Source organism: Emticicia aquatica (assembly GCF_923079645.1).
GTDB classification, from domain to species: Bacteria; Bacteroidota; Bacteroidia; order Cytophagales; family Spirosomataceae; genus Emticicia; species Emticicia aquatica.
In genome coordinates, this window is the sequence record NZ_CAKLPY010000001.1 from 2,262,357 (window position 1) to 2,275,184 (window position 12,828).

Below are 12,828 nucleotides of genomic sequence, written 5' to 3' on the forward strand. Positions count from 1 at the left end.
AAGCTCATTAAAAGAAATATTTTTATAAATTTTAATGAGATTCTCGCTTCACTTCATGACCTGATTTACCAACTAAAAAGTCTAAATCTGCTCCTTTATCGGCCTGCATGACTGTATTGATATAAAGTTGAGTATAACCTCGGTCATAACCTAAATCGAGTGGTTTCCAATTTTTACGGCGTTCGGCGAGTTCTTCATCAGTTACATGCAAATGTACTTTTCGGTTCGGCACATCCACTTCAATTTCATCGCCGTTTTGTACTAAACCAAGATTTCCTCCAACAGCCGATTCGGGCGAAGCATGTAAAAACACCGTTCCGTAAGCTGTTCCGCTCATGCGTGCATCGGAGATTCTCACCATATCAGTTATTCCTTTTTCTAATAATTTTTTAGGTAATTGCATATTCCCAACTTCAGGCATACCTGGATAGCCTTTTGGACCGACATTTTTCAAAACCATTACCGATGTTTCGTCGATTTCCAAGTTTGGGTCATCAATTCGGGCATGGTAATCTTCGATTGTTTCAAACACAACGGCTTTTCCCTTATGTTGCATCAAATGTGGTGAAGCAGCCGAAGGCTTAATAACTGCCCCATTTTCGCATAAATTTCCTTTAACGACCGCAATTCCACCTTCTCTCAAAATCGGGTTTTCTGAACTGGCAATTACATCATCATTCCATATTTTTGCTCCTTTTGAATTATCAACTAAACTTTTCCCATTGACTGTGATAGCATCATTATTTAAAAACTGAGCCATTTCTTTAATCACCGCAGGAAGTCCGCCAGCATAATAAAAATCTTCCATTAAATATTTCCCCGAAGGCATTAAATTCAATAAAAAAGGCATTTTACTACCAATTTTATCAAAATCCTCGAGTGATAAATCAACGCCAATTCTGCCAGCAATTGCCAAAAGATGCAAGACAAGGTTTGTCGAACCACCAACGGCAGCATTCATCATGATTGCATTTTCAAAAGCTTCACGCGTTAAAACTTGAGAAATATTCATTTTTTCTTTTGCCATTTCAACGGCACGCATCCCAGACATGTGAGCCAAAACTCTCTTGCGAGAATCGGCCGCAGGAATCGCCGAAGCCCCTGGCAATGTCAACCCTAAGGCTTCAACCATTACAGCCATCGTAGAGGCCGTTCCCATGGTTGAACAGTGACCAATACTCCTACTCATACATGATTCTGCTTCTTCAAATTCTTCGGGGGTCATTTTGCCAGTTTTTAAGTCGTCAGCAAAACGCCAAGTATCAGTACCTGAACCAATTACTTTTCCTTGAAAACGACCGTTGAGCATTGGGCCTCCTGGTATAACAATTGTTGGAAGGTCACAACTTGCTGCACCCATAACGAGGGATGGCGTTGTTTTGTCGCATCCTGTTAGCAATACTATGGCATCGAAAGGATTTCCACGAATACTTTCTTCGACACTCATAGAAGCCAAATTTCGGTAAAGCATAGCCGTTGGACGGATCAGTGTTTCTCCAAGTGACATTACAGGGAATTCTAGTGGAAAGCCACCTGCTTCATAAACACCATTTTTTACAACTTGAGCTAATTCTCTAAAATGGCCATTACATGGTGTAACTTCCGACCATGTATTGCATATACCAATAACTGGTTTACCCTTAAATTGATGTGCAGGATAGCCTTGATTTTTTATCCAACTTCGGTAAAGAAAACCATCTTTTCCTTCTTTTCCAAACCAATCGTGGCTGCGTAATTTGTCATTTTCTTGCTTAGGCATAATTAATATGTTGTAGTTTTATTGTATTAAAAAGAGTCAAGCATTTTATAAAAAGCTTCAATACAAATGATTATTTTTGTTAATATATTATTTGTTAATCACAATTATATCTTACTAAAGTATTAATTTAGTAGTTCTATTTAACACTTCCTTCTCAATGAAGTAGAAAAAGGTGAGAAATTTCTATCAAAAATCCTTACTTTTTTGTTGTTTTGCACCAAATTAGAAATTTTGCAGGAAACAATTGCGAATAATCACAAAAAAATAAACCTATGAACTTATTTGATACGTTGAACGAGGCTTTGACTGATGAAGTGGTATCAAAAATTGCCAAACTTTCTGACGAAGAGCCAGAGAAAACAAGAAAAGCCCTAGATGGTATTTTTTATACATTAATTGCAGGATTGGTTCGTCGAACTGGTAGTATGATGAGTGTAAGCATGCTTTACAATCAGGTACAAAAGGGAAATCAAGGAGGCGAATTGATTGGCGATGTAATGTCATATCTCAATAAAAAAGAAAAATTAGACACTATTCTTAAAAATGGCGATGGTCTAATTAGCCAAGTTTTTCCTGCTTACAAAAGTCCGTTGGTAAGCATGATTGGTATTTATGCAGGTATCAAGAAAAATTCATCCACCATGTATTCTAGTTTAGCAGCTCCGATTTTGATTGATGCTGTTAGTAAGGAAATTGATACTAATAAATTAGATGTTGATGGCTTGGTTTCATTTTTGGGTGAACACCTTGACCAGTTATTCAAATTAGTTCCAGAAGAGTTGTTGGAAAAAATGATTCCTCAGCTTGGTTTGCAAGAATTACTTTCACCTAAGTTTTCTGGAGTAAAAAGAACAATGACGGCAAAATTAGTTTCAATTAAAGGCAAATCAAGTAGCCCCGAAGAAACTACTTCTACAATAACCTCTTCGGATGAAGAAGAAAGTACAAGTTCTCCTTTTCCTGTCAAATGGTTGGCTATTTTTCTGATTGCTGTGGCTGTAATTGCTGGTGGAATTTATTGGTACAAAAATGTTTATGAGCCATCATTAACAATTACAGATGAATCTCTGGCAAATATTGACTCAACTGCTATTCAATCTGATAGTTTGGCAACTACTGGGGTTGATTCGGCTGCTGTTGTAAAAGACACTGTAAGCTCACCATCTTTAAATACAACTGAACAATTTAGTACTTTTGGTGAAGGCGTCAATGCTTATCTTTCGGATGCAACAAAACCTGTCGGACAAATATTCCCGATGACAAATGTAGCTTTCATTAGAGGTTCACAGGCGTTAGATGCAACATCGGAAGTTGTCATTGATGAACTTGCAGAATTGATGTCAAAATATCCAAAAATGCAAATCCAATTACAAGGACATTCAAATAACGCAGTTGGAATGGATAACAAAACGATGGCAACAAAAAGAGCATTTGCCATTAAAAAGAAATTATTGGTTAAAGGAATTATTGATACAAGAATTGACGCAATTGGCACTAATGGTGCTGGCGATGGAGCTGATATTAAAATTGTTTCAAAGTAATAATTTATTCATAAAAAAAAGCGTGATGGTTAAACTATCACGCTTTTTTTATGGGCTTTTTCTACTATAAAATATACTGACTTAAATCACGGTTTTTAACTAAACCAGAAAGTCTTTCAGAAACTAACTCTTTGGTTATCAATATTTTAGAATCAGCTCCGATCTTATCTGGCACATCAAACATAATTTCATTGAGTAAGTGACTCATTACTGTTTGAAGTCTTCTTGCACCTATATTTTCAACATCACTATTGGCTTGAAAAGCAATTTTTGCTAGCTCACGTAAAGCATTATCTTCAAAAGTCAAAGTTACTCCTTCGGCTTCAAGCATTGCTTCATATTGTTTGGTAAGAGCATTTTTTGGGGCTTTCAAAATTTGATAAAAATTGTCTTCGGTGAGGCTTTCGAGTTCAACTCTAATTGGAAAACGGCCTTGTAATTCAGGAATTAAATCTGATGGTTTTGACACATGAAATGCTCCTGCCGCTACAAATAAAATATGGTCAGTTTTTACAGTTCCGTGTTTGGTATTGACCGCACTTCCCTCCACAATTGGTAACAAATCTCTTTGAACACCTTCACGACTAACATCTGCACCGCCCGATTTTCCGCTTGCATTGGCTATTTTGTCGATTTCATCAATAAAAATAATTCCAAGATTTTCGGCTTTCCAAATGGCTTCTTCTTTCACTTCATCCATGTCAATTAACTTTGAAGCTTCCTCTTCAAGCAAAATTTTTCTTGCTTCGGCAATCGTTAATTTACGTTTTTTTCCACGTTTTGGCATCATTCCGCCAATCATTTCTTGAATATTCATCATTGACATATCGTCAATTGGGCCGCCCATTACGCCAATATTAGGCATTCCGTTGCTTTGAACATCAATTTCTACTTTGCGATGATCGAGTTCGCCATTCGATAATTTTACTCGAAAAGCATCACGTGTTTTTTCGTTCAAAAGCGTTTCGGTATAATCTTCGATTTCTTTTTTGGCTTCGGCTGGTACAAAACCTGTGTCTTTTTGTTCTTTTACTGGTGGAATCAAAATGTCAAGTAACATATCTTCCACCACATCCAGTGCTTTTGCTTTTACTTCTTCTTTTTTTGCCAATTTTACCATATTTACTGATTGTTCGACTAAATCACGAACCATACTTTCGCAATCTCGACCAACGTAACCAACTTCAGTAAATTTTGATGCTTCAACTTTTATGAATGGAGCATCCGCAATTTTTGCTAAACGACGAGCAATTTCGGTTTTTCCAACGCCCGTTGAGCCAATCATCAAAATATTATTTGGAATAATTTCGGAAACCATGTCAGCCGTTGCATTCATTCGACGCCAACGATTGCGGAGTGCAATAGCAACGTTACGTTTGGCATCTTTTTGTCCGATTATGTATTTATCGAGTTCTAATACGATTTGTTGCGGTGTGAGGTTTTCTATTTTTTTCGACATTCTTTTAAAAAATACATTAGACTATAAGCAAGCTGCTTGGTGCTAAAAAGTTTTGTTTTTGAATTGATTTTTTCTTCACAAAGGTAGCTTTCGTTGTGATAAAACAAAATTTGTGAGGTAAAGTTTGTAGCCGACAGTGCATTTTTAGACACAAAAGTTTAAAAACAAAAAAAAACAGAAATCTCAAATGTGATTCCTGTTTCCGATAAAGTCTTGACTATTTTAAAAAAATAGTCAAAAACCCTCCTAAAATTAATCCCTTTGCAACGAAGGACTCTTATAGAAGAGCCTTCGTGCGGTCCACTCAAAAGACAGGGATATTACTCAATTTATCTTTTATAAATTAATTGTGTACTACAATAAATTTATTGCTTGTCATTTTGCGACCATTCACTAAAAGTTGGTAAAAATAAGTTCCTTCTGTCCAAGTTGATGTTGCTACTTGAATTTTGGTTTCACTATTCTCTAAGCCATAAGAAGCAATAACCGTACCTGAAAGATTAAAGAAAATTAATTTTGCTGATGGTAAACTTTCAGGAATGCTATAATCAAGTGTTAAATGGTCATCAGCAGGATTTGGATAAAGAGCTGTAATTGTTACTTTGCTGAAATCGTCATCTGGTAAAACTGTTGCACTTTCACATTTACAAACTTTAGTAGCAAATACTGCTTCTTTTGGAGCAACTAATTCTTTCAAAATTAATTCTTTTTTAGTGCTAATGGCTCTTGTTTTACGGTCACGTGCTGCTACGAAATAAGTACCTGCTTTTTCAGGAGTAAATACAGTTCCAGTTGAAATTGGAGTAGTAGCTTCTTCGTCATCATACCAAACTACTTCAGTTCCTTTTGGTACACTTACTACACTAAATGAAGGGATTTCATTTCCAGTAGCAAATGTTTCTGTTTCGTTTAAAACTACTGGCGTTCTTAAACTTGGCACATTACAATTTGGAGCATTTACTATTTTGCTACTGTTACATTTTCCTGAAATATCTGTTGCTACGATTGTAACATTTGGCATGAAAGCAGGAATATTTTCGATTGTATAATAACCATCCCCGTTTGCAACTACATAACCAGCGGTTGCTTGAACTGGTAAACGATTAAGGCGTTTTAAATAATCAGTTGAAGTTGGGAAACCAATATTTGCAGTTGCTAAATATACTTGTTGAACAATGCTCCAATCGTCATCAAGAAGTTTCACACGTACATTGTAGCTATCAACTTTTTTATTGCAATAGATTGAATCAATTTGAATTTTAGGACCAACACATCCTTCAACAATAATTGGGCAACAGCTTCCTACATTACAAGTACCAACTAATTTTGAGAATGTATATTCGCCACCTTGTAAAATATTTAAAGAACTATCAGCGTTGATTGATGCAATGCTTGCTGGTGTATTTTTTGTAATTTCTTCGTAAACTCCAGAAGCAATATTTTTATAATACCATTTTACACCATTGTATTTTTTGAGTGTAACTTTATAATTTTCTCCTTTTTTTAATGAAATCGGAACACTTACACAACTTACGCCATAATCGTCGCCACCTTCAGAATTGTTACGTGCTTTGATGTCTCTTTCAGTACCATTTTGACGCCAAATGTAAGAAGTCAAGTATGATAAACCTTGTTGTAAAACTTTTGCTTTCACTACTAATTTTAAAGTTTCACCACCATTAATGCTTCCTAAACCCCAAACACCGTTATTTGAATCGAACATTCCTTTATCAGCATAAAAATAAACAACTTTTAAACTGCTGCTAAGTAAAGTTTGAATATCAACTGTTGTTGCTGCTTTACCACCTTTGTTTACAATGATTGTTGTAAAAGTTACGATTTCGTCAATTTGTGGGTTACGATTGTCAACCGCTTGAATCAATTCTAATTTACTTTCGTCTGCCAATTCAGCAAAGTTTACGTGTTCTAAAGTGATAGTTTGGTCAACAAAACAAGTTTCTGAATTATAAACTCTTACAGTGTATGAAGTAAAGCTTTCTGGATTTGGTAAGCCTTTTATTACTATTTCTTTTTTAGATGGGTCAATAAGTGTTGCTTTTGCATAAGTCATTCCAGCAGTACCATTTTCTGAGTAAGAATAACGTTTTGCATTTTTAATATTTGAGATAATTAATTGAGCATCATTAGAATTTGCTTGCGTTACGTCAGCACTTCTGAAAGAAAACATTGGAGGTAAACAGTCAGCAGGAATTGACTCATCAATTGTTGCATCTGAAGAAGAAGTAGTAGCAAAAGTGTTTAAGTTTATTAGTGATAAACACAATACCAACAATACAGTAGTTAGATTGTTAGTAGCAGTTTGCTTTTGTAATCCTGATAAAGTTTTCATAGTGTAATCCTCAATAGCATTTTTATAAATCATGGCTGCGTCGTTAAGACATTACAAAAATCTTAACTATGTGGCACATGAAACCCTCATTTTCGATAAACGACCGAATTTGGGGGCTTTTTTGAACGAAATAGCAGTTAAAGCAAATGGCGTTTTTGGCAAAAACAGGCCATTATGCTCGAAAGCATTTTCATTCATTTTTATTCACTCAAAATTTTTATTTCACTAACTCAGTATAGATTCTTGTACTTTTTGATTCACTAGCACTTTTACTTTATTTATTCTTTTTAATTGGCTAAATCAAAGTTGCATTTTTTGATTTTTTAAGGCTTGAAAACCTTTTTGCCAATTACACTTCTCGGGAAAATATTTTCAACATTTTCACTCGTTTTACTAATTATTTTTAGGTCATAAAAAAGGCTGAAAATAATGCTACCGAAAAATCATTTTTTTTGTACCTTAAAATGATTAAACGGATACGTTTTTTTTTGGACAGTCGTTTCCCACACAAGGCTAAAAAACCTTATTGTTTTTTAATCCAATACATTGATTTACAAGTATTTATAAAGAAATATTTGATAAATCAGTTTTCAAGAACACATTTTTAGAATAATACCGAAAGGTACGATTTTTTTTCAATAAAATGATTAAACGGATACGTTTTTTTTACTACTTTTTTATTTAAAAAATACACTGGTTTTAAGGTTAAAAATTGTGTCATTTTAATTCTTAAAAAAAACAATTTTTAAAGCTAAATCTAGACAAATAATACTACCACTTAATCAGTATTTTTAATTTAAAAATGATTGAGCGGATACGTTTTTTTTTAGGCGTTTGATTCCAACATACGACGCATCTGCCGTATTATTTTTAAACATAAAAAAGCTCAACTAAATACTATATGCGTGAATAAACTCTTGTAAAAATCCAAATGATGGGGGCTTATCAATGCTTTATTTTAACCAAAAAGTAATGAAATGGCTTGGCTAAAGTCAAATTGATGAATGGGTACAAAGTTTTGTCATCATTTGGAACTTAAATTAAGGCTTAAACCCAGCTCACTCCTATTAGAGAATGAGCTGGGTAGCTAATTTGGGTAATATCAATAAGGAATTTAATCCATATTTTTCAAACTAAATTATTTTGTTTTGGTAATCGTTGCTGGTTCGCAATAGCCACCTGGACATCCACAATCTGTTTTTGTAAGCGTTGCAACTCGGTCAATTGTACAACCATAAGAGTTTTGGATTCTTACTGCATAATCTTGAGATGCCGTAGTTGGGTTATTCAAGTTACTAGCAAATACACCACCTGAATATGGTTTAACTAATATTGGTGATGTTGAACCTGTAATTGTTGAACCCGTGTTGTACTGAATTACTTCATCAGAGTTACGGTATCTTGTCAAAATCAATTTAGCATTGTTTTGAGATACTGTACCGATACAAAGTGAATTTACAGCGATAACAGTTGCTACTGGTTTAGGGTCAATTGTTACTGGAAGACCCGACATACCTGATTCACAACCTGTTCCTGGAATAGCTTGAGAAACATAGAAGTAAGTCAAACCTGCTGTTCTAGTATCAGGAGTTGGAGCGGTAGTTGAAGTTGCACCACCGTTGTACCAGATAATTGTGTTTCCTGTTTCAGCTGAAGCTGTAAGTGCTGTTGCAGTTGCATCTTGACAGTATTTCACATCAGCAATTGTTGGAGCAGCTGGCGTACGATTTACAATTACGATTGCATCGTCACGGTTAGATTCGCAACCTGTTGTATTGTCTTTTTGACTTACATAGTATGTAGTTGTACCTGTTGCATTTGTTGGAGGAACAGGAGCTTCAAGTGAACTTGAACCGCCTGTTGCCGACTGACCATACCATAAGAATGTATGTTGAGCAGCACCAGTTACAGCAAGAGCTTGAGAAGCTACACCTTGGCAATAGGTTTTGTTTTCAGCAACTGGAGCAAGTGGTTTTGGTTTTACGTCAACAACCAATTCGCTACGATGAGATTCACAACCTGTTATTCCGCTAACTTGGCTTGCATAGTAAGTTGTGATACCAGCCGAAAGTGGATTAAGTGTTGGAACAGTAGTTGATGAAATTCCGCCTGTTGATGCGTCTCCATACCAAAGAATTGAATTTCCTGATAAGGCAGTTGCTTCAAGAGTAATTGTTGGACTTTCTTGGCAAATAGTTCTATCAACAATTGCAGGAGCAGCTGGAAGTTCATTTACAACTACAACTACTGAAGTACTAGCCGAACAACCAACACCATTAGTTACTGTTACATTATATGTTCCTGCATTTCCTGTGGCAGCATTTGCAATCGTAGGATTAGCAACATTGCTTCCTGTGAAACCAGATGGTCCACTCCAAATATATGTAGTTGCTCCTGAAGGAGTAGCTGTTAAATTGATAGTTGCTTCAGCACAAACTGGGCTATTAGATGCAAGAACTGGTACTGGAGTTGAACGAATTTCGACAGCTAAAGTAGCACGATTCGATTCACAAGTAGTTGCATCATCTTTCTTAGTTACGTAATATGTTGTTGTTCCAACAGAAGCAGTTGGAGCAATATCAGCAGTTGTCGAACCTGTTCCACCTGTTGAGTTTACACCATACCAGAACAATGTATATCCCGTAGAACCTGCATTGGCTGTTAAAGTAATAGGGTCTGAGTTTTGACAAGCCGAAACTGGAGCAGTTATTGGTGCTTCTGGTTTAGCATTGACTCTTACACGCAACTCAGAAGTATTAGATTCACAACCAGTTGCATCAACTTTTTGTGTAACAAAATAACTAGTCACACCTGCAGAAGTCGGCGTAACGATTGGAGCGGCAGTTGAACTAACTGTTCCACCAGTGCCGTACCATAGAAGTCTGTTTCCACTTAAAGCAGTTGCTGTAAGTTCAGCCTCTGGATCTTGAGCACAGAATACTTTTTCAACAACAACTGGAGGTAGTGGCTTAGAATTAATCACAACTGTTGTAGATGCAGTTGCAGAACATCCAACACCATTAGTTACTGTTACTACATAAGTTCCAGCACTTGTAAGAGCTGCACTTGTAATTGATGGATTAGCAACATTGCTTCCCGTAAAACCTGAAGGTCCTGACCAAGCATAATTCGTTGCACCTGCTGGAGTTGCTGTTAAATTAAGCGGACTTTCTTCACAAACTGGTGTGTTTGAAGCAAGAACTGGTTCTGGCAATGCTTTGATTTCTAAAGTTACAGTTATTGAATCAGCACAATTTTCGTGTCCTTGTTCGTATGCTTTTAATTTGTAAACATAAGTACCTACCGCTGTTGGTAATGCAGTAAATGCTAAAGAGTTTTGTCCTGTAATAGCTGTTTTAGATGGGTTCGCTGCACCGTTATCATTATACCATTGGTAAATATATGTGCCATTTGGAGATGTTTCTGTATTTGAAGCAGCTACTGCATCGAATGATTTAGCAAAACAAACTGCTTGAGCAGTTGGAGCAACCAGAACAGGTGGCTTACCAGCTTCAACTCTAATAGGGCAACATCCGCCACTAGGACAAGCATTTGGTCCAACAGTCATACTGTATGAAAAATCACCAGTGGTAAATACTGTTAATGAGCCATCACTATTTAATCTCACACCATTACTAGCTTCATTTCCAGCCGTAATTTCTGTAGTTCCTTTAAACCATTTGATACCCGCAGGATTTGCAATGGCAATGGTATATTCATCATTTGAGCAATAATCAAATGGTGTTGAAACGCAAACCGAGCCATAATCATCTTCCCCAGCAGAATTATCTGGATTTAAAACAGACGTTGGTCTTGAATCAGAATCATTTTCATTTTCACCCGTCAAATCGGCGGTTAAATATTTCACACCACGACTAGAAACTGTACCTGTCAAAGTTAGTTTTATATTACTTTGACTAACAGCAACATTACCAATTGTCCATTTTTTTGTTCCAGAATCATACGTTCCATAAGTAGGAACACCCGAAGTAATAGTTAAACCAGTAGGAATACCAACGGTATATTCAACACCAGTAGCAGGGCCTGTACCTGTATTTTGAACAACTACTTCAATAGTTACAGATGCACCTAATGCATAAAAACCTAAATCTGGTGTTTTTGCTACTGACACCTGAATATCAGGAAACTTCGGAGCTTCATTAAAGTTAACGTATTCTAAAGTAAAAACTTTGTCATAATAACAAGTTGTATCTGCTTTATAAACCCTGATTGTGTATTCAGTTCCAGCGATATTCGTTGGAGTTGGGAGGGTTTGAGAGATATATCCACCCGTAAGTGTAGATAACTTAGCTGTTCCTGCAAAATTAGTTCCAGTATAAGTATTTCCTACGGAATAACCTACCCTGTCATCTCCAGATAAAGCTCCAGAAATACGAATTTTAGCATCATTTGTCGTTGATGACGTTGCATCTTCACCAATGATTGTGAATGGTCCTGGGCCAGTACAAGCAACTGGGACTCGTTGGGCAAAGGCAGTCTGCCCGACCAACATAAATAAAGCACTCATCATCAGAAGGCTTCTCCAACATTTGGATAGCCTGAGATTTGTGTTTATTGAGTTTTGTAATCTGTTTTTCATTTTGACGAATTGAGTATGTATAATTTGAGTATGAGTGATTTTTAAGTTTTTAGGATATAGTTTTTGCTAAAACCAATGTTTGCAAAAACTATACCATTTAATAATTTTTTTATTTTGTTTTAACAATTGTTGCTGGTTCACAATACCCTGCTGGACATGGACAACTTGTAATCGGCATTATTGCGGTAATATCATTTGTACAGCTAGTAACTGTATTCTTTAATCTTACTGTATAGGTTGTTGCTGCATTGGCCAATCCGCTTGCAAAAATTCCTCCTGCTGGTACACTTGCGAATGTTGGACTTGCTGCAATTGGAGAACCATAAGCAACTTGGTCTGTGTCACGGTATTTGTTAAGCATTAATTGTCCGTTATTTTGAGCAACGCTACCCAAACACAATGAAGGGATTACGATTACCTCTGCGGTTGGTAATGCTTTCACATCAAGCCAAACAGTTTTTGTAACCGAACAAGCAGGACTTGATGCAGATGTTACTGTAAGTGTATAACCTGTTGGTTCTGTTGGACTTACTGAAATGGTTGACGTCGTTGCACCTGTGCTCCATAGGAATGTTGCAGCATTGGTTGTTGGTGTTAGAACTGTTGTTGTTCCAGCACATACTGATGGAGCAGTAAGCGTAAGTGTTGGCAAAGGATTAATTGTTATATTAACCGTTGCAGTTGACGTACATCCACCTGTTGCTGAGGTTATCGTTACAGTATAAATGCCGCCCATAGCCAATGTTACATTAGTTCTGGTTGGGTTTTGTAAAGTTGAACTAAAGCTACTTGGCCCTGACCATGAATAACTCAAACCTGTTGTTATTGAACCATTCGTGTTCGATGATGCCAAATTAAGTGTTCCACTTTCACAAACTGCTGCCAAAGCTGGAGCCGAAGCTATTGGTGTTTGGTTTACTGTTACATTTACCGTAGCGGTTGAGGTACAACCTCCTGTTGCTGACGTTATTGTTACTGTATAAATGCCGCCTGCTGCTACCGTTGCATTTGGGATACTTGGGTTCTGTGCGGTCGAACTAAAGCTATTCGGCCCTGACCATGAATAACTCAAACCTGTTGTTATTGAACCATTCGTGTTCAAGGAGGTTAAATTAAGTG

The 12,828-nt window shown here is 36.5% G+C and carries 6 protein-coding genes and 1 pseudogene; 1 reads left to right on the plus strand and 6 read right to left on the minus strand.

What is annotated here, in order from left to right; translation table 11 throughout:
* Positions 1 to 31 precede the first annotated feature (31 nt).
* The gene (locus MJQ71_RS09725) at positions 32 to 1,759 is read right to left on the minus strand and encodes an IlvD/Edd family dehydratase (RefSeq protein WP_238806384.1); all 1,728 of its coding nucleotides are present in this window, start codon (positions 1,757 to 1,759) and stop codon (positions 32 to 34) included.
* Between the two features lie 272 nt (positions 1,760 to 2,031).
* On the opposite strand from MJQ71_RS09725, the gene MJQ71_RS09730 reads away from it, so the two are divergent.
* On the plus strand, positions 2,032 to 3,300 hold the full coding sequence (locus MJQ71_RS09730; RefSeq protein ID WP_238806385.1) for a DUF937 domain-containing protein: 1,269 nt from the start codon (positions 2,032 to 2,034) through the stop codon (positions 3,298 to 3,300).
* A 64-nt stretch (positions 3,301 to 3,364) separates the two neighbouring features.
* On the opposite strand, the gene hslU is transcribed toward MJQ71_RS09730, so the two are convergent.
* The 5 genes and pseudogenes from hslU to MJQ71_RS09750 form a co-directional block, all read right to left on the minus strand.
* Complete coding sequence (gene hslU / locus MJQ71_RS09735; protein ID WP_238806386.1) at positions 3,365 to 4,759, minus strand: ATP-dependent protease ATPase subunit HslU; 1,395 nt, start codon at positions 4,757 to 4,759, stop codon at positions 3,365 to 3,367.
* 343 nt (positions 4,760 to 5,102) lie between these two features.
* On the minus strand, positions 5,103 to 7,109 hold the full coding sequence (locus MJQ71_RS09740; protein WP_238806387.1) for a T9SS type A sorting domain-containing protein: 2,007 nt from the start codon (positions 7,107 to 7,109) through the stop codon (positions 5,103 to 5,105).
* Between the two features lie 66 nt (positions 7,110 to 7,175).
* Positions 7,176 to 7,307 (minus strand): hypothetical protein, encoded by a 132-nt coding sequence (locus MJQ71_RS20885; RefSeq protein ID WP_290370169.1) that lies wholly within the window; start codon positions 7,305 to 7,307, stop codon positions 7,176 to 7,178.
* A 940-nt stretch (positions 7,308 to 8,247) separates the two neighbouring features.
* Positions 8,248 to 11,709: an Ig-like domain-containing protein gene (locus tag MJQ71_RS09745; RefSeq protein ID WP_238806388.1), complete on the minus strand. Its 3,462-nt coding sequence runs from the start codon at positions 11,707 to 11,709 to the stop codon at positions 8,248 to 8,250.
* A gap of 109 nt (positions 11,710 to 11,818) precedes the next feature.
* Positions 11,819 to 12,828 (minus strand): annotated as a pseudogene (locus MJQ71_RS09750) (hypothetical protein); the annotation flags it as partial.

Excerpts from the sequence above, each read along its gene's own strand:
- MJQ71_RS09725 (WP_238806384.1), bottom strand. The coding sequence starts at position 1,759 with ATGCCTAAGCAAGAAAATGACAAATTACGCAGCCACGATTGGTTTGGA.
- MJQ71_RS09730 (WP_238806385.1), top strand. The coding sequence starts at position 2,032 with ATGAACTTATTTGATACGTTGAACGAGGCTTTGACTGATGAAGTGGTA.
- hslU (WP_238806386.1), bottom strand. The coding sequence starts at position 4,759 with ATGTCGAAAAAAATAGAAAACCTCACACCGCAACAAATCGTATTAGAA.
- MJQ71_RS09740 (WP_238806387.1), bottom strand. The coding sequence starts at position 7,109 with ATGAAAACTTTATCAGGATTACAAAAGCAAACTGCTACTAACAATCTA.
- MJQ71_RS20885 (WP_290370169.1), bottom strand. The coding sequence starts at position 7,307 with ATGAATGAAAATGCTTTCGAGCATAATGGCCTGTTTTTGCCAAAAACG.
- MJQ71_RS09745 (WP_238806388.1), bottom strand. The coding sequence starts at position 11,709 with ATGAAAAACAGATTACAAAACTCAATAAACACAAATCTCAGGCTATCC.